Genomic DNA, 17,594 nt, shown 5'->3' with positions numbered 1-17,594 from the left:
CAGGGTTTTTATATTCATGACGTATAAACAAGATGAATATATCAAGCAGTACAATCATACTGCTCAAATTGCGAACACGATTCGCCATAGCCGCTATTTTTTAGTCAGTATTCTGATTATTTGCTTATATATTTTTTCGATATATCAAATTTTTTATAAATCACCATCTTTATATTTCAATATTTGGTTTATTTTTACCGAAGTTTTTGTCAGTTTATGCTGGCTGATTAGCACCGTTTATTTTAAACCTGAACAATATTCACTGATGATTGCGCATCGTTGGCTACAATTTCAGTGTTTTTCAGTCGGTACGCTTATTGCGAGCGGTATCTTTTTAATTTTTTACTATTTACCTGCGACCAATCAAAGCTTTGAACCGATTCAGGCCTTAACGCTCTCAGCCCTACTCTTGATCGTGACGCAAACCTTTGGTTTGACCTATTTAACGCAAAAACTCAATTATTTTTGTTTAGCCTTTATCCCGTCTATCGTGCCGTATCTGATTGCACAGTTCTTTTTCTTAGATAGTTCAAATCACTTATTTAGCCTGAGTATTAATTTTGGGCTCATTGTGATTCTAATGTGCGCCATGACGTCATATCGGATTCACCGTCGTGTGTCGACCTTACATGCAAAAAACAACCTACTGGTTGATAGTGCCAAGCAACAAGTCAAATGGACTGATGAACTGTGTCAGCAGCTCCAAGATGAAGTCAACAAATCACGTGACATCGAATTACAATTACAACTAGGTAACCAAATCCTTGAACAAAAAGTCAAAGAACGGACCTTCGACATTGAGCAAATGAACAAGGATTTAGAAAACCAACAGGCCAATTTAGTCCTTGCACATGAAATTGCAGGTTTACGTCCTTGGGATTGGAATATCAAGGATCGTAAAATCGTTGTCACCAACTATAAGCAAGAAAAAACCCTTAGACATTCGAAAGAGCATCAGCAACAGTTACAACATGTGATCCATCCTGATGATATCCCTCATTTTAAGTCGGCAATGATTCAACATCTTCGTGGATTTAAAGACCGTTATGAGGCCACCTATCGGATTCAAAACAGTCAAGGAAAATGGAGTTGGGTACATGATATTGGACGGGTCATTCAACGCGATCAAGATAACCGCAAGCCCTTGCGCATGGTCGGTATTCGTCGTGATATCCATCAAGAACGGACATCTCAGGAACGTCTAAAACTTGCAGCCAGTGTACTCGAACAAGCTGCTGAAGGGATTTTCATTTTAAATGAAGAGCTGTGCTATATCGAAGTCAATCCGTTTTACGAACAATTAACCGGCTTTAACTACGACCAAATTATTGGTAAACATCTTTTTGATATCACAGCAAATTACAAATCAATTCAACGCAGTATGCACTACTCGATCATTAAACAAGTGCTGAAAATTGGTGAATATGATGGTGAATTGCACGAAAAATTTCTTTCAGGTAAAGAACTGACGCTGTGGATGCATATTAATGCGATTACTGATGATCAAAACCGCGTCACCCATTATATCGGGATTGTTTCAGACTTAACCGAACGTAAATTGCAAGAACAACGTTTATCTTATTTAGAAAACTATGACACCTTAACAGATTTACCTAACCGTTTTTATTACAACTATCAACTGCATCAATATTTAGTTTCACAGCAAGATTCGATTAAACAGTTGGCCGTTATTCGTTTAAACATCGACCGTTTCCGTCCATTAAATGAATATCTCAGCAACAATGGTGGTGACGAACTGTTACGCCAAGTCGCACAGCGTTTACGTCTAACCAATGCCGAAGCTCTGTTTGTAGCACACTTAAATGGCGATGATTTTGCGATAGTGTATGAAATTTCACACATCCGCCCTTCTGTGCAAGAGCATTGTGAACGCATCAATAAAGCCTTTAGCATTCCATTTAATATTTTTGGCCAAGATCATGTCATCACTTTATCGATGGGCGTCGCGTTCTACCCTGAGCATGGCCGTCAGCTAGATTATCTAAATAATTGTGCAGAACAAGCGCTGAGCGAAGCAAAAAATTTGGGTGGCAATACCACACGTTATTATTCCAATGAAAATACCGCATTATTAGAGCAAGGGATCTTCTTGGAACGCGACTTGCGTAAAGCCATTCAAAATAATGAGCTGGTGGTGTATTACCAACCGAAGATCAATTTCCGTGATAAAAATATTTATGGTTTTGAAGCCTTGGTGCGTTGGAATCACCCTGAAAAAGGCTTAATACCACCTGGCTTATTTATTCCTTTAGCAGAGCAAACCAGTTTAATTTCGGATATCGGGCGCTTTGTCCTGCAAAAAACTGCACAGCAAATTCGTTTTTGGAACAATTTGGGTTATCAAAATATTTGTGTATCCGTCAATATTGTCGCGCAGCAACTGCGCCGTGGACAATTGTTAAATGATTTAGATGAAGCGATAGATGCCAATCAAATTGATGGTGCCAGTCTGGAACTGGAAATTACTGAATCCTCTTTGGTCGAAAATCTAGATTCAGTACGTGAACTATTAAACGAAATAAAAAAACGTAAAATCAATATTTCACTTGATGATTTTGGCACTGGCTACTCATCTCTATCCTATCTGGCTGATTTTCCAATTGATATTTTAAAAATAGATCGCAGTTTTATCTCTAAAATTGGTGAAAATAAACAATTGGCCATCGTTAGTGCCATGATTGCCATGGGTAAAGCGATGGGCATGACGGTAGTCGCTGAAGGGATTGAAACTGAACAGCAGTTACAGTATCTACAAGACTTAGAATGTGACATTGCTCAAGGCTATTTTTTCTCTAAGCCACTGCCACAAGAAGAGGCAACCGTGTTCCTTGAAAATAATATCTCTTCGCCTGCTTATACTTACTTAATATAAGTCACTATGCCTGAGCTATAAGATTGTCTGAAAAAGACGCGACTTCGACTGTCCCAACTGTGCAACTAATGTTATATTCAAGCGGATAAAGCAAGCATTGCAGCTTTATATTGGATAAACAAAACACAATCGAGATACAGATGGACGATCAATCTTTAAAACAGCAGGCTTTGTATTATCACGAATTTCCAACTCCGGGGAAAATCAGCGTTACACCAAGCAAACAATTGGTCAACCAACACGATTTAGCCCTCGCATACTCGCCAGGTGTCGCTGCACCTTGTTTAGAAATTGAACGCGACCCATCTACTGCTGCACTTTACACAGCGCGCGGTAATCTTGTTGCTGTAGTCAGTAACGGTACAGCCGTACTGGGCTTAGGTAACATTGGTCCTTTAGCGTCAAAACCTGTTATGGAAGGTAAAGGCGTTCTATTCAAAAAATTCGCTGGTGTTGATGTTTTTGACATTGAAATTGCTGAAAACGATCCAGACAAAATCGTAGATATCGTTGCAGCATTAGAACCAACTTTCGGTGGTATCAACCTTGAAGACATCAAGGCCCCAGAGTGTTTCTACATCGAGCAAAAACTTCGTGAACGCATGAATATTCCTGTGTTCCATGATGACCAACACGGTACATCGATCATTGTGGGTTCTGCATTACTGAATGCACTTCAACTCAATGGCAAAAAAATTGAAGAAATCAAAATTGTCGCTTCTGGCGCAGGTGCTGCTGCCCTTTCATGTTTGAACTTACTTTGCGCACTTGGCGTGAAAAAAGAAAACATCGTTGTGGCAGATTCACGCGGTTTATTGACGACTAAACGTGAAGGCTTGGATGAATCGAAAAAGGCATACGTTCAGGACATCGAAGGCTCTCAGCTTGCTGATGTAATGGAAGGTGCGGACATGTTCCTTGGTCTTTCTGCAGCAGGTATTTTGACCAAAGAAATGGTTAAAGTCATGGCGAAAGATCCGATTATCTTTGCCCTTGCTAACCCAGACCCTGAAATTCTTCCTGAACATGCACATGAAGCACGTCCAGACGTGATTATGGCAACTGGCCGTTCAGACTATCCAAACCAAGTGAATAATGCACTTTGCTTCCCTTATATCTTCCGTGGTGCACTAGATGTTGGCGCAACCACGATTAATGAAGAGATGAAGATTGCTTGTGTACATGCGATTGCTCGCATGGCACATGTCGAAGCTGATGCTGCATCGTATGGTGAAAAATCTGCTTCATTTGGTCGTGATTACCTCATTCCCCGCCCATTAGATCAACGTTTGATTCTTGAGATTGCACCTGCAATTGCACAAGCAGCGATGGATTCAGGTGTTGCAACTCGTCCAATTCAAGACTTCTCTGCGTATCGTCAACGTTTGTCTGAGTTTGTTTATAACTCTGCATTCATGATGAAACCAATTTTTGCGCAAGCAAAAACTGATCCAAAACGCATTGCCTATGCTGAAGGTGAAGATTTACGTGTACTTCGCGCAGTACAAATTGCTGTTGATGAAGGTTTGGCAAAACCAATTCTTGTCGGTCGTCCAGCAGTCATTGAAGCAAACATCAAGAAATTAGGTCTTCGTCTTGAAGACGGCGTGAACATCACTATCGTCGATCAAGAGAAAAACCCTGATTATGATAAGTTTGCTGACGATTACTACAGCATCATGCAACGTAAAGGTGTAACGCCTGAATACGCTCAGCGTGAAGCACGTCGTCGTTCAACACTTATCGCGGCAATGTTGGTTCGTCATGGTGTAGCTGACGGTATGTTATGTGGTACTTATTCTAGCTATGACATTCACTTAGACTTTGTCAGCAATGTGATTGGACTAAAAGAAGGCCGCAATAACTTCTTTACGCTGAATGCATTGATGCTTGAAGACCGTAACTTGTTTATTGCTGATACTTACATTAACCGTAATCCAACAGCTGAACAGTTGGCTGAAATGACTATTTTAGCGGCTGAAGAAGTACGCCGTTTTGGTATTACGCCGCGTGTAGCATTGCTTTCTCACTCAAGTTTCGGTTCTGACCAAAATGATCCTAGCGCACAAAAAATGCGTAAGGTTTATGATATTTTGTCAGAAATTGCACCTGAACTTGAGGTTGAAGGTGAAATGCATGGTGATGCCGCATTGGATGAAAATATTCGTCATTTCGCATACCCGAACTCACGTTTTAAAGGTTCTGCGAACTTGCTGATTATGCCTAATCTGGATGCAGCGAACATTTCGTTCAACTTGTTGAAATCAACTTCAGGTAGTAACGTGACGATTGGCCCAATTCTTTTGGGTGCTGCAAAACCCGTTCATATTTTAACGCCAACAGCGACAACTCGCCGTTTAGTGAATATGACTGCATTGACTGTTGCAGAGATTCAAGAAAACGAAAAATTAGCACTCTAATTTAGTTGACCTGAACACACTTTGTGACTTGAGAAAACCTCTGTTCTGTAGCATGATTGCTCTAAGAATAGAGGTTTTTTCATGCAAGTTTATTTAGTAGGCGGTGCAGTTCGAGATCACTTGCTCGGGCACCCCTATCACGAAAAAGATTATGTCGTTGTCGGTGCAACGCCGGAACAATTACTTGCTCAAGGTTATCAACCTGTGGGTAAAGATTTCCCTGTTTTTCTTCATCCAGAGACCAAAGACGAATATGCCTTAGCCCGTACAGAACGTAAGTCTGGACATGGGTATCATGGCTTTGAATTTTATACCGACGTCAATGTCACACTCGAACAAGATCTCATTCGACGTGACCTCACGATCAATGCGATTGCCATGGATGATGCTGGCCAAATTTATGATCCCTACCATGGTCAACAAGATTTAGAGCGACGCATCCTTCGCCATGTGTCTGATGCCTTCGTCGAAGATCCTTTGCGAGTTCTGCGGATTGCACGTTTTGCAGCACGTTATAAAGCTTTAGGTTTTAAAGTGGCTGAAGAAACACTTGCGCTGATGCAAGAGCTTGCCAAATCTGGCGAGCTTGAAGCCCTCACACCTGAACGCGTATGGAAGGAAACATCCCGTGCATTAATGGAAGACCATGCAGATGAATATTTTGAAGTCTTAAGAGCCTGTGGCGCTTTAAAAGTCTTATTCCCTGAAATTGATGCGTTATACGGTATTCCACAGCGTCCTGAATATCATCCTGAAATAGACTGTGGTATTCATACCATGATGTCATTGCAGCAAGCCTGTCGTGCCAATTATTCTTTGGATGTTCGTTTTGCTGTACTGGTACACGACTTGGGCAAAGCACTCACTCCAGTAGATGAGTTACCACGCCATATCATGCATGAAGAACGTGGGGTAAAACCGGTTACCGAAGTCTGTGACCGTATGCGTGTACCCACCAATACCAAGCAATTGGCCATTTCAGTATGTAAAGAGCATTTAAAATGCCATCAAGCCTTGAGTTTAAAACCGGGGACATTATGGCGTCTGTTACAACGTATGGATGTACTACGCCGTCCTGAACGCGTAGAGGCCTTTGTACAAGCCTGTGAATGTGATTCACGTGGTCGCTTAGGTTTAGAGGATCGTGCCTATCCGCAAGCTCAATACGTTTTAGATGCCATGCAGGTGGTTCGTAATATTAAGGCTGCCGATCTTCCACCTGATGTATCAGGGCCGGATATTGGTGAAATGCTGATTGAACGACGTATCCAAGCCATTGCAGAACTAAAAACCAGTCAATATGCAGTTGAAGCATAATTAGAGCACCTTCGGGTGCTTTTTTAATTTACCTTTTCTATATTTTCCTTTTCTATATTTTTAAAACTTTAACTTTTGCAATATTTCACCTTGCCCTTTCAGATATAGATAAGCTTTGAAAAATATCTGCATTCACATCAAGGCTCATTCATCTATGCTCTAAGGAAAACAAACCATCGAGCTGACAATATGCATCCCCAAATTCGTCCACTACACCTCCCAAAAGATCTCCTCGACATTCATCAACTCACACTCCAATTGGGTTATGAAATACCACCAGAGCGACTCCAACAGCATTGGCAGTTGATTCATTTGGATAAGCATTATCAAACCTTGGTGATGACGGCTGATGACCGCGTCATTGGTTATGCAGGTTTTATCCAACAATACAGTTGGGAGTTTGAGGAAGGATTTATTCGGATTCAGGCTTTTGTCATTGATGCCCGTTATCGCGGTCAAGGTTTAGGGCGACGCTTCATGCAAGCCATTGAGCAAAGCGCTCGGCGACAAGGTCTAAAACGTATTTTACTCAACAGTGGTAATCGTCCTGAACGCTATGCCGCACATGCTTTTTATCAAAATTTAGGGTTTGAAGCCTATAGTTTGGGTTTTACTAAACATTTAAATTGATCGGCCAATTTTACCATCAGCCGATCAAGACATTTTTTAAGAAATATCAGCTGGGAAACTAATGACTTTTTCAAGTTTTAACTGATTCGTTGCCACCATTAGCAATCGATCAATGCCTAAGGCTATACCTGCACACTCACTCATATACGGTAATGCAGCAAGCAAATATTCATCAATCGGCATCACATGCAAGCCAAGTTTAGCGCGCTCTGCATTATCCGCCTCAAAACGACGGCGTAAAACGTCTGCATCAATCAGTTCATCATAAGCATTTGCTAACTCTAAACCTTCGATATATAGCTCAAATCGTGCTGCAACCAATTCACCATCTTCGTCCACACAGGTTTTCGCCAAAGAAGCCATTTCCGGTGGAAAATCTGTAAGGAACACTGGCGTATCAAAACCGAGGCTCGGCTCAACATAATGCGAGAACAATAAATCGATATAGCCTAAACGGTCTTCACCCAGATCTAAGCTTAGCCCCACACGACGACAGCAATCTTTCAGATCTTGTAAAGAAGCTTGTAACGGGTTCAAATCCAAACGATCCATAAAGGCATGCTTATAGCTCAAAATAGTTGGACGAACTTCACCAAAGCGCTGTTTCAAAGTTTCATTCAATAAGTCCGTCACTTCAAACATCAAGTCTTTTAAGCTAAAACCCGGACGGTACCATTCCAACATGGTGAATTCACTGTTGTGTTTACGTCCATGTTCATCATCACGGAAAACTTTACAGATTTGGTAAATAGATCCACTGCCACTTGCCAACAGACGTTTCATGGCAAATTCAGGTGAAGTTTGCAAATAATGCGTTTGCTTTTGACCATTCACATGGCGCTGAGCCTGTACCGATGCTAAATGCACATCGGTGACACCCGCTTGAGAAAGCACAGGTGTTTCCACTTCTAGTACATCACGTGCCGCAAAAAACTGGCGAATTTGAGCATACAACGTGGCACGTGCACGAAGTGCAGTGAGTTCACAACTCGGTTGAAAGTTCATTTGACTCATGCTGCTGGGCCTCCATGTGCAGCCCATTCACGGCGTAAAGGATAGGTTTTACGTAAATAATCAAAGGCTTTTTGATCCACCTTGCCGTCTTTTAGGCAAGCACGTAAGTTGGCATCATCACGAGCGATGTCATAAATATCTTTTAAATAACGCTGTAATACCGTCTTAAAGTCAGCACCCGTAAAATACTGCTCACAGACGGGCAACTGACTTTCAAAAGCTTTATTTATCGGTTGCTTGAAAGTTTGACAAAATACTTCATAGATCATCTGTGTGCCACGTGCTTTACCTTCCAAGCTATAGCCCGCAATATGTGGTGTCACCACGTAAATTAAATCTAACAACGCTGCTGAAATCTCTGGCTCATGCTCAAAAACGTCTAAGACCACTTTACGCTGTGTCTGTTGAATATCGGCAATTAAGGCAGCTTCTTCGACCACTGGCCCACGCGCGGAATTAATCAAGATCGCAGTTGGCTTCATAGCAGCAAGCGCAGCAGCATTGATTAAATGATAGGTTGGATGTTCACCCTCTTTGGTCAGTGGCACATGAGTACTAATCGCATCTGCACTTTTTAACAGTTCTGCAAATTCAACTTGTTTCACCTGATCAGATTGCACAAATGGATCATAGCCAATGACATTCCAACCGAATAATTCTGCCATGACGGCTAAACGTGAACCAACATTACCTAAACCAACAATGCCCAAGGTAAATTTTTCATTTGCATTCAACAATTCAGGTTTAACGTAAAGCAATGCTGTAATCACATATTCAGCAACCGCTTGTGCATTACAACCTGCGGCATTTGACCAAGCAATCCCCTGCTTTTCTAAAGCAGTAATATCTAAATGATCTGTTCCAATCGTAGCACTACCGACAAATTTGAGTGCGGTCTGTTGAATTAAGTCTGCATTTACCTGAGTCACCGATCGCACCAACAATGCATCGGCATCCTTGACATCTGCATGGGTCAATGTTCGACCTGCCGCTTGCTTTATTTCACCAAATTCGGCAAAAAAATACTCCGTAAATGCCAGATTTTCATCTGCAACGATTTTCATAGTTCATCTCATAGTTCCACTATGAATATGATAACGCGTTGCTCATGCCATGACTATTCTTCTGCACATAAGGCACAGCGCCATTTATTTATAAGCTAGATGATAGAAAATTATATTAGCGACAATAATCTGATTGCCGATCTTCAATTAAAGACAAGGCCGCCTGCCAAGCCGCTTGAATAATGGGCTCGGCCATCGGATTTTCAAACTGCTGCAACGTATGTTCACAAATCTTCGGACTTGGATAATGCAATGTAGCACTCGACAATGCTTTTACTTGAATTTGACAAGCTCGTTCTAAAAAATAAATTTCATGAAATGCCCGTGCCACACTATCTCCAGTCGCAAGTAAACCATGATTGCGTAAAATCATGCAGCGATAATGACCCATGTCATGCACCAACCTTTCACGCTCTTCAGTTGAAAAGGCTATGCCCTCATATTCATGATAAGCAATGTTCTGATAGAACTTTAACGCATGTTGTGAAATTGGTAATAAACCATGTTCCTGTGCAGAAACGGCCACGCCATCTGCAGTATGCGTATGAATCACACAATTAATATTTGCACGTGCATGATGTAAGGCAGAATGAATCACAAAGCCTGCAACATTCACCATCTTCCCTGCATCATAAGTTTCAATAATTTTTCCTTCATGATCAATTTTGACCAAATCAGAAGCCGTCATTTTGTCAAAGGTCACACCATAACGATTAATCAGAAAATGCTCAGGTTCATGACTTAAACGCAGGCTGATATGGGTATCAATTAAGTCGGTCATTTTATAATAAGCCATCAAGCGATACAGTGCCGCCAATTGACAACGCGCTTGCCATTCCAGTTCATGAATAAGCTCTGGTTTCTGCATGGATGAATTCCTTTTCTAAATCGATTGATCTTGTTTTCTGTTTATTGTGAATAATTAATAGCATGTCATATCCATGCTGTATATCAGCTTCGCCTGTCGAAAAAATAATTCAAAAATTTTAGGCAAAAAAAAACCCCAATGTAAAACATTGGGGTTTTTTGAATATGGCGGAAGCGGTGAGATTCGAACTCACGGAGGACTCGCGCCCTCGTCGGTTTTCAAGACCGGTGCATTAAACCGCTCTGCCACGCTTCCATGGCCGCTATCATATAAATAAAAATTCAGATTGGCAAATTATTTTGCCTTATTTTGAACACTTGGCGAATCGTTCAGACAAAATTTAGGCGATTGTAAAATTTTGGCTTAGAGCTGAAAAACAGATGCTCAATCAATATATATTAAATTAAGATCATAGCTAATTACATTGCCTCAATTTACGCATATAAAAAACCCTGATGTTAAAACATCAGGGTTTTTGAATTTGGCGGAAGCGGTGAGATTCGAACTCACGGAGGACTCGCGCCCTCGTCGGTTTTCAAGACCGGTGCATTAAACCGCTCTGCCACGCTTCCATGGCCGCCATCATATAAATAAATTTCAGCAATGGCAAATTATTTTGTAAAAAACACGTCCAATTGAACAAAATAAGAGCAGTTTGTTATTTTTCAGTACTTTCGCCCATTTCATAACGAATTGAATTGATATACCAACATTTTTTTCCCAGTGGGGTCAGGACTTCGACCTCATCATCCACTTGCTTGGACAGGAGTGCTCGAGCCATAGGTGAATCAATTGAGATATGCTGTGGATGATGATCATAAATTTCATCTACCCCCACGATCCTTAACGTTTTTTGTTCGCCTTCATCATTTTCAATATCGACCCACGCCCCAAAATAGACTTTCCCTTTTTGTTCGGGTGAATAATCGATAATACGTAGCTCCTCCAAACGTTTTCCCAAATAGCGTACACGTCGGTCAATTTTGCGTAACAATTGCTTATTATATTGATAATCCGCGTTTTCCGAACGGTCGCCAAGACTGGCCGCCCAGTTCACTTTTTTGGTAATTTCAGGTCGTTCTTCATGCCATAAATGTTGAAGTTCAGCGACCAATAAATCGTGTCCACCACGGGTAATTAAGTTAGATTTCATGATGATTTTTCGGCCTTGAGCAAGCGCTGATTTTTACAAAACATGCCTATTTTATCCTCCATTTCTACACAGGCAAAGTATATAAAATTTATTCGTAAACAAAATCAATTATTTATGTTACATATTTTAATATTTTTTCGTACAAAATTTGACAAGTATTTTTTTGCTTATTATTATGCGCACATCTTTTAGGCTTGTTTAATTTTTATCCAGTGTAGATTTTCTACACATTTCCCGAAAACCCCTAGTCATTTTTGAATGACGTCATGACTGCCCAACCCTTATTGAATTTATCAAACTTGAAAAAGTCTGAGGCGTGTTTGCCTTTGCTTTTTAGGGCATAAATTACTTGTAGCGGAGACAACATGCACAGTAGTTCAACTTCTGGGTCGAGGCTTTGCCTTAACTCTTTTAACTCTCTCCCATTTAAAGCGCTTGCACTCAGTACTGTCTTAATTCCTTTTCACAGTATTAATGCCAGCAAAACAGCTCATCAATATGATGCTGTCGTCAACAGTAATAAACTCACTGTTGTTGCCGTTGCCAATCCTGATATTGTTTTTCAGGATGGTAAACATCGACATGGTTTTGGTTACGACCTTGCACGTAACTATGCAGAAAGTTTAAATGTCCAATTAGATTTTAAAACAGTGAACGACAATGCCACTGCTTTAAAAATGGTTGCCAAAGGTCAAGCTAATTTTGCTATGACCACTGCCGGAATGAGTACCATTGAAGCCAAACACTTGATTTCATTTTCAGCCAGTTGTGGTGATACCGTTTCTTTGAAAAAAAATGGTTTAAACAGCAACTTAAACTGGGTATTTAAAAATGCAGACGATCCACTCAGCCAAACCGCGAGTGGCTTTATTTGCCGTGCCAAACAAAATGGCGCAATTGGACAGTTGGCATCATTCTACAACCGTAATGTGGTCAAACAAGATTCTTGGAATGTGATTCAACGTGATTTAAGTAAACGTATGCCGATCTATAAGGCAAGTTTTAAAAACACGGCCAAGCAATACGACCTAGACTGGCATTTATTGGCAGCAATTGGTTATCAAGAGTCTTACCTCAAACCTGACTCGGTATCCCCGACCGGTGTTCGTGGCATTATGATGCTGACCAACAGTACAGCAAAAGCCATGGGTGTGAGCAACCGTACAGATGCGACTCAAAGCATTCAAGGTGGTGCAAAGTACTATGACCAAATGTTAAACCGTTATAGTAACATTCCGTACCCTGATCGTAATTGGTATGCCTTAGTGGCTTATAACATGGGTCCTGGTGCTGTAAGTCAGATTCAAAAGCGCATCCAATCTCAGGGTAAAAACCCAAATAAGTGGGTGAATTTATATGCTTATCTAGACCGTAACAAGGCCAGCAATGGTCGTTATCGTCAAGCTGTGCAATATGTCACGCGTATTCGTGCGTATTTGGAACATATTAAAACCACACCACAACTGGTGAATATCTAATATGCGTCCACCTAACATTTACATGTGAGCGCACAAAAAAAAGCTTACCTTCGGGTAAGCTTTTTTCGTTTTAGACTTAAGCAGTTTGCTCAAGTACTTTTTTGAACAAATCTTTTTGCTCAGCACTTGGTTTTGCTGTTTGCAATGCCATCAATTGTGACATATCACCTTGTACTTTTATTTTGCCCGTCATAAACGCTTGCATCGCTGCAGCCATATCAAACTCAAGGAATACTTTACGTAAAGTTTCAGCATCCATGTTCAAAGTTGTTTTCGCGTTTGAAGATAAACCTTTTTTAATTGCACCACCGTCTAATGACAATTCAGTATTGCCTGCAGCGTCAGCAACCACAAGGTTAATTGCAAGATTAGCCAATGCAGGTGGTAAGTTTAAATCACCAGCTTGAGCTGTCAGAGTTTCTACAGTTGAAAACCAATCATCAGTTAAAAAAGCAGGCATGATCTTTCCTCAATTTATTTTGTTCGTGTGTGTTGCCGTTCCGGACAACATCAGTACAAGCATATTTTGCTTGAGGTTTGTTATAGCATGATCATTTGTGAAAAGGCTAAAGTTTTTTGTACGCACCGTTCAATATTTAACTGTTTAATAACAAAATGAGAAAAATCATAAGCATAAAAAAGGCATTCCGTAGAATGCCTTTTGCATGATAAGGTTTTCGGCTTAATCTGCCATAAACCCTAAGTTCACCATATTAATGCGTTTGCTTTCTGAATCACCTTCTTCAGTTGAACAACTTTCGCTATTTTTAAAGTCAAATTCGCGTTGTTCATCTAGGGCTTCAAAGTCGAATAACTCACGGTCAGCCAGTTGTGAAGGTGATACATTTTGCAACGCACCAAAAATACTGTGTAAACGTTTTGGAAATTCTTTATCCCAAGTACGCAGCATGTCATTTAACATCGCACGTTGTAAGTTTTCCTGAGAACCACACAAGTTACATGGGATAATTGGGAACTTACGCATTTCTGCATACTTGATAATGTCTTTTTCTTCCACATAAGCCAGTGGACGAATCAAAATGTTCTTTTTATCAGAAGACAATAATTTCGGTGGCATGGCTTTTAAGCTACCGCCATGGAACAAGTTCAAGAAGAACGTCGCCAAAATATCATCACGATGATGACCTAAAGCCACTTTCGTCGCCCCAATTTCTTGAGCAAAGCCGTATAACGAACCACGACGTAAACGTGAGCATACTGCACAATACGTTTTACCTTCTGGGGTTAAACGTTTAGTAATGCTGTAGGTATCTTTTTCTAAGATGTAATACGGAATTTTGTTTTCTTCTAAATAACGTGGCAATACTTCTTCAGGGAAACCCGGTTGTTTTTGGTCAAGGTTGACCGCAACCACATCAAAATTAATCGGTGCAATACGCTTAAACTGCAACAAAATGTCGAGCAAGGTATAACTGTCTTTACCGCCTGAAATACAGACCATCACCTTGTCGCCCTCTTCGATCATTTTAAAATCACGAATGGCATGACCGACCTGACGGCGTAGCTTTTTCAATAAACGATAATACGCAGAGCTAGTTGGTAGTTCTGGTTTGAAATTAAATCCTTGTTCGGACTCAACTGGCGAGAACATAGACGAGTTAAACCTAAAAAAAAATACCGCGCAATTTTATCCGATTCGCAGACTTCTCGCATCAAAAGAATGTAATTTCCGAAAAAACTAAAAATACTGTCATGATCACGTAATCCTCAGCGCATTATTTTATACGGTCGAGTTCATTTTTTAGGCGAAACGCTTATCTTTTGGACTTTTCCACAGTTGTCCACAAAAGCTGTGGATAACTTTGTGGATTTTAAATGACTTGACAAGGTGAGCTGCCCTTATTTTAAGGCTTCTATTTAAATTGATCATTTTTTGATCAATTTATTATCCCTTACTTATCAATGCTTTAGATGTGTCAAGTTATGCTCATTAAAAAAAAATAAATATTTTTTTTGATTATTGAATCATCAAAATGACTTGATTTTTACAAAGTAAAGAAGAAATCAGCCCTCGAAGCCTTTTCATCTGATTTTTTTTTGATAAACTCTATTTTAACTGTTTGGGGACAGAATTTTTTTCTTCACAATAAAATGAAAAACAATACTTGGACTTTGGGGCTGTTATTAAGTGGAAGTGTGGCTATCAGTTTAGCTGCACCGAGCATTTTTGCCGGCCAAACGATCTATCAATTACGTGAAAGTAACGGCACAACGCTACTAACCAATAAACAAGGCCGCTATAGCAATCTGAAAGTCGAGAAAAAAACCTACTATCCGGACAGTAATATCCATAGTTATAGTAACTGGGGCTCAAATGAAGCGTCTGTGTTGCCAAGCTATAGCCGTAATAAAAATGCCTTTGACAATATTATTAAACAAGCCGCGGCCCAACATGGTGTTTCCGAAGGTCTGATCAAAGCGGTGATGCATACCGAATCTGGTTTTAACACCAATGCACGCTCACCAGTCGGTGCGCAAGGTTTAATGCAACTCATGCCTGCCACAGCACGTCGCTTCAATGTATCGAATGCCTACGATCCACATCAGAACATTATGGCTGGTGCGCGCTATTTATCTTGGCTACTGAAACGTTTTAATGGCAACACCTCACTTGCCTTAGCTGGTTATAACGCAGGTGAAGGCAATGTCGCAAAATATGGTGGCATCCCACCTTTTCGTGAAACTCAAGACTATGTCCGCCGTGTCACTAGCCGCTACAGCAACCTATATGCTGGTAGTTTAAGTGTCTCGGGTTCGAGCAGTTCAAATAGCACTTCTAATAGTGGTCGGATTATTGCCAGTTCGGACAATTATCATGCTGCTGCCCCTGCTGTTGCCAAGTCACCGGCACGTCAAATTATTCAAACGGACAATGGTAGTTTTACCGATGCACCTTCAGGTTCATTTGCGACAGCAAATGCTTCTGCCTCAGCGCGCATTTATCTCAATGAATAAAATCACTGATTTTGTAAAATTGCATCTGTTTTACTAATTTTTCCTTGAAATTTTAAGACTTTCACCTCATATTGAGTTTAATGATTTTTATTTGTAAATCAGATCATTTTTCTATAATAAGAGGATTTACCCAATGATGCGGATTGGTTTGTTCTTGCTGACCAACCTCGCGGTACTGGTTGTAGCTGGCATAATCTTGTCACTCTTCGGTGTCGGTAGTTACCACGGTGCAGGCGGCTTAAACTTAGGCAACTTGCTCGTTATCTGTTTTGTGTTCGGTATGGTGGGTTCTATGATCTCACTATTCATGTCAAAATGGATGGCGAAAAAAACCACGGGTACAGAGCTGATTGACCCTAATGCACCACGTAGCCAAGCTGAAGCATGGTTACTCAACGAAGTTGCGCAACTAGCACAACGTTCTGGTATCAAAATGCCAGAAGTGGGTATTTTCCCATCGTACCAGTCAAATGCCTTTGCAACAGGCTGGAACAAAAATGATGCTTTAGTGGCGGTTTCTACCGGTCTACTGGAGCGTATGAACAAAGATGAACTCCGTGCCGTACTCGCTCACGAAATTGGTCACGTAGCCAATGGTGACATGGTGACCCTTGCTTTGGTGCAAGGTGTAGTCAACGCCTTTGTCATGTTCTTTGCACGTGTAGCAGGTGACTTTATCGACCGTAATGTCTTCGGTCGTGAAGATGGTGAAGCACCGGGTATCGCATACTTCGTCATTACGATTGTATTAGATATTGTCTTTGGTATCGCAGCGTCTGCTATTGTGATGTGGTTTTCTCGCTACCGTGAATACCGTGCCGATGAAGCTGGTGCGCGTCTAGCAGGTAAACAAGCGATGATTTCTGCCCTATTACGTTTACAAGCAGAATCTGAAATGCCAGATCAAATGCCAAAAGAAATGAAAGCCTTTGCTATTTCTGCGGGTCAAGAACAAGGTTTCAGCTTAGCTGCATTGTTCCAAACACACCCAACGATTGAACAACGTGTTGCGGCTTTACAACAATTAGATTGCCCATAATTCAGCATCTGATGTAAGTCGTAAAAAAGCCTCCCTATGGAGGCTTTTTTTGAGTCTAATTTTTTCTCAGAGCGTTTACTGTTTTATCAATCACTTTTCAGTTGAACAGCCTTTCATTGCTAGCACTCAAGCCACAAATCTGTCCTATCTACAATACCCCATTGGCCTTTAACCATTGCCAAAGCAATGAACCGCCCATGTAAATTGCAAAGATAAACACCAATAAGAAAATCATCCCGAGTATATCTGGGATATGGATCCATAACCATGCAATCACAGGGTTACGCCAAAAAGCCGATTGCTGTTGTTTCTCTTCGAATTTTTCATGTAAAAACGGATGTACCACATGTTGATCTGTACTGATTTGATATTCTTCACGTATATGCGTGTGTACGACATCTAAAGCTTTACGGCTCGGACGAATAAACACATCGAAGATCGTCCCCGCGACAGGAATAAACCCCACGACAGCATCCATAACCGCGAGTTTCATCACACCATTTAATTTGGCTTGTGGTACGCCAATCTGTTTGGCCTTATAGACGGCATAGCAGGTCAAGACGAATCCTGCAATATCACCAGCGACCGGAATGGTACTCAACGCTGCATCTGCACCTACCCCTTGTCGGGTAAATGGAATCCGAACCACAGAGTCCATCATATTGGCAAACTTTGCGAGATCGCGTTCAAGACGAATGACTTCTTGCTTTGACATTTTTTGTTTTAATGGTTCAGTCATGTT

14 protein-coding genes and 2 tRNA genes are annotated in these 17,594 nt (G+C 40.9%); 7 read left to right on the top strand and 9 right to left on the bottom strand.

The genetic code is table 11. The features are described 5' to 3' along the window. The first annotated feature begins 16 nt into the window (after positions 1–16). The 4 genes from FTV38_RS00610 (at position 17) to FTV38_RS00595 (ending at position 7,260) form a co-directional block, all read left to right on the top strand. Positions 17–2,893, top strand: a complete 2,877-nt coding sequence (locus FTV38_RS00610) for an EAL domain-containing protein (RefSeq protein WP_180020724.1) — start codon at positions 17–19, stop codon at positions 2,891–2,893. A 140-nt stretch (positions 2,894–3,033) separates the two neighbouring features. Continuing rightward, on the top strand, positions 3,034–5,313 hold the full coding sequence (locus FTV38_RS00605; protein ID WP_078192090.1) for an NADP-dependent malic enzyme: 2,280 nt from the start codon (positions 3,034–3,036) through the stop codon (positions 5,311–5,313). A gap of 81 nt (positions 5,314–5,394) precedes the next feature. After that, positions 5,395–6,630: a multifunctional CCA addition/repair protein gene (locus FTV38_RS00600; RefSeq protein ID WP_180020723.1), complete on the top strand. Its 1,236-nt coding sequence runs from the start codon at positions 5,395–5,397 to the stop codon at positions 6,628–6,630. Positions 6,631–6,819: 189 nt separating this feature from the next. After that, a complete protein-coding gene (locus tag FTV38_RS00595) occupies positions 6,820–7,260 on the top strand; it encodes a GNAT family N-acetyltransferase (RefSeq protein WP_180020722.1) in 441 nt (146 codons plus the stop codon). Between the two features lie 36 nt (positions 7,261–7,296). Here the strand turns inward: FTV38_RS00595 and epmA are convergent, their stop codons facing one another. The 6 genes from epmA to greB form a co-directional block, all read right to left on the bottom strand. Next, on the bottom strand, positions 7,297–8,265 hold the full coding sequence (gene epmA, locus FTV38_RS00590) for an EF-P lysine aminoacylase EpmA (RefSeq protein WP_373886998.1): 969 nt from the start codon (positions 8,263–8,265) through the stop codon (positions 7,297–7,299). A gap of 5 nt (positions 8,266–8,270) precedes the next feature. Then, positions 8,271–9,338 (bottom strand): 4-phosphoerythronate dehydrogenase, encoded by a 1,068-nt coding sequence (locus tag FTV38_RS00585; RefSeq protein WP_180020718.1) that lies wholly within the window; start codon positions 9,336–9,338, stop codon positions 8,271–8,273. A 115-nt stretch (positions 9,339–9,453) separates the two neighbouring features. Beyond that, positions 9,454–10,206, bottom strand: coding sequence for a class II aldolase/adducin family protein (locus FTV38_RS00580; protein ID WP_180020716.1), 753 nt, complete (start codon positions 10,204–10,206; stop codon positions 9,454–9,456). A 165-nt stretch (positions 10,207–10,371) separates the two neighbouring features. Further along, positions 10,372–10,461 (bottom strand) — tRNA-Ser (locus FTV38_RS00575). A gap of 227 nt (positions 10,462–10,688) precedes the next feature. Then, positions 10,689–10,778 (bottom strand) — tRNA-Ser (locus FTV38_RS00570). Between the two features lie 86 nt (positions 10,779–10,864). Continuing rightward, a complete protein-coding gene (gene greB / locus FTV38_RS00565) occupies positions 10,865–11,359 on the bottom strand; it encodes a transcription elongation factor GreB (RefSeq protein ID WP_180003371.1) in 495 nt (164 codons plus the stop codon). A 365-nt stretch (positions 11,360–11,724) separates the two neighbouring features. Between greB and FTV38_RS00560 the strand changes: the two genes are divergently transcribed. Beyond that, positions 11,725–12,837 carry a transglycosylase SLT domain-containing protein gene (locus FTV38_RS00560; protein ID WP_180020714.1) on the top strand — a complete coding sequence of 371 codons (1,113 nt, stop codon included), beginning with the start codon at positions 11,725–11,727 and terminating at the stop codon, positions 12,835–12,837. 76 nt (positions 12,838–12,913) lie between these two features. Here FTV38_RS00560 and FTV38_RS00555 read toward each other — a convergent pair whose 3' ends face one another. Then, the gene (locus tag FTV38_RS00555; RefSeq protein ID WP_180008384.1) at positions 12,914–13,297 is read right to left on the bottom strand and encodes an SCP2 sterol-binding domain-containing protein; all 384 of its coding nucleotides are present in this window, start codon (positions 13,295–13,297) and stop codon (positions 12,914–12,916) included. A 222-nt stretch (positions 13,298–13,519) separates the two neighbouring features. Beyond that, the gene (ttcA, locus tag FTV38_RS00550; protein WP_180020712.1) at positions 13,520–14,449 is read right to left on the bottom strand and encodes a tRNA 2-thiocytidine(32) synthetase TtcA; all 930 of its coding nucleotides are present in this window, start codon (positions 14,447–14,449) and stop codon (positions 13,520–13,522) included. Positions 14,450–14,949: 500 nt separating this feature from the next. Between ttcA and FTV38_RS00545 the strand changes: the two genes are divergently transcribed. Together FTV38_RS00545 and htpX are read left to right on the top strand one after the other, a co-directional pair. After that, a complete protein-coding gene (locus FTV38_RS00545; protein WP_180020710.1) occupies positions 14,950–15,813 on the top strand; it encodes a lytic transglycosylase domain-containing protein in 864 nt (287 codons plus the stop codon). A 133-nt stretch (positions 15,814–15,946) separates the two neighbouring features. After that, complete coding sequence (gene htpX / locus FTV38_RS00540; RefSeq protein ID WP_078190437.1) at positions 15,947–16,852, top strand: protease HtpX; 906 nt, start codon at positions 15,947–15,949, stop codon at positions 16,850–16,852. Between the two features lie 148 nt (positions 16,853–17,000). Here htpX and FTV38_RS00535 read toward each other — a convergent pair whose 3' ends face one another. Next, positions 17,001–17,591 carry a DUF4112 domain-containing protein gene (locus tag FTV38_RS00535; RefSeq protein WP_180020708.1) on the bottom strand — a complete coding sequence of 197 codons (591 nt, stop codon included), beginning with the start codon at positions 17,589–17,591 and terminating at the stop codon, positions 17,001–17,003. Between the last annotated feature and the right edge of the window lie 3 nt (positions 17,592–17,594).

The sequence above is a fragment of the Acinetobacter sp. YH16044 genome, assembly GCF_013417145.1.
Lineage (GTDB): Bacteria > Pseudomonadota > Gammaproteobacteria > Pseudomonadales > Moraxellaceae > Acinetobacter > Acinetobacter amyesii.
This window is presented reverse-complemented; position numbering and strand designations above follow the sequence as displayed.

Excerpts from the sequence above, each read along its gene's own strand:
- FTV38_RS00580 (WP_180020716.1), bottom strand. The coding sequence starts at position 10,206 with ATGCAGAAACCAGAGCTTATTCATGAACTGGAATGGCAAGCGCGTTGT.
- FTV38_RS00610 (WP_180020724.1), top strand. The coding sequence starts at position 17 with ATGACGTATAAACAAGATGAATATATCAAGCAGTACAATCATACTGCT.
- epmA (WP_373886998.1), bottom strand. The coding sequence starts at position 8,265 with ATGAACTTTCAACCGAGTTGTGAACTCACTGCACTTCGTGCACGTGCC.
- greB (WP_180003371.1), bottom strand. The coding sequence starts at position 11,359 with ATGAAATCTAACTTAATTACCCGTGGTGGACACGATTTATTGGTCGCT.
- FTV38_RS00595 (WP_180020722.1), top strand. The coding sequence starts at position 6,820 with ATGCATCCCCAAATTCGTCCACTACACCTCCCAAAAGATCTCCTCGAC.
- FTV38_RS00535 (WP_180020708.1), bottom strand. The coding sequence starts at position 17,591 with ATGACTGAACCATTAAAACAAAAAATGTCAAAGCAAGAAGTCATTCGT.
- FTV38_RS00605 (WP_078192090.1), top strand. The coding sequence starts at position 3,034 with ATGGACGATCAATCTTTAAAACAGCAGGCTTTGTATTATCACGAATTT.
- FTV38_RS00600 (WP_180020723.1), top strand. The coding sequence starts at position 5,395 with ATGCAAGTTTATTTAGTAGGCGGTGCAGTTCGAGATCACTTGCTCGGG.
- FTV38_RS00545 (WP_180020710.1), top strand. The coding sequence starts at position 14,950 with ATGAAAAACAATACTTGGACTTTGGGGCTGTTATTAAGTGGAAGTGTG.
- htpX (WP_078190437.1), top strand. The coding sequence starts at position 15,947 with ATGATGCGGATTGGTTTGTTCTTGCTGACCAACCTCGCGGTACTGGTT.
- FTV38_RS00555 (WP_180008384.1), bottom strand. The coding sequence starts at position 13,297 with ATGCCTGCTTTTTTAACTGATGATTGGTTTTCAACTGTAGAAACTCTG.
- FTV38_RS00585 (WP_180020718.1), bottom strand. The coding sequence starts at position 9,338 with ATGAAAATCGTTGCAGATGAAAATCTGGCATTTACGGAGTATTTTTTT.
- ttcA (WP_180020712.1), bottom strand. The coding sequence starts at position 14,449 with ATGTTCTCGCCAGTTGAGTCCGAACAAGGATTTAATTTCAAACCAGAA.
- FTV38_RS00560 (WP_180020714.1), top strand. The coding sequence starts at position 11,725 with ATGCACAGTAGTTCAACTTCTGGGTCGAGGCTTTGCCTTAACTCTTTT.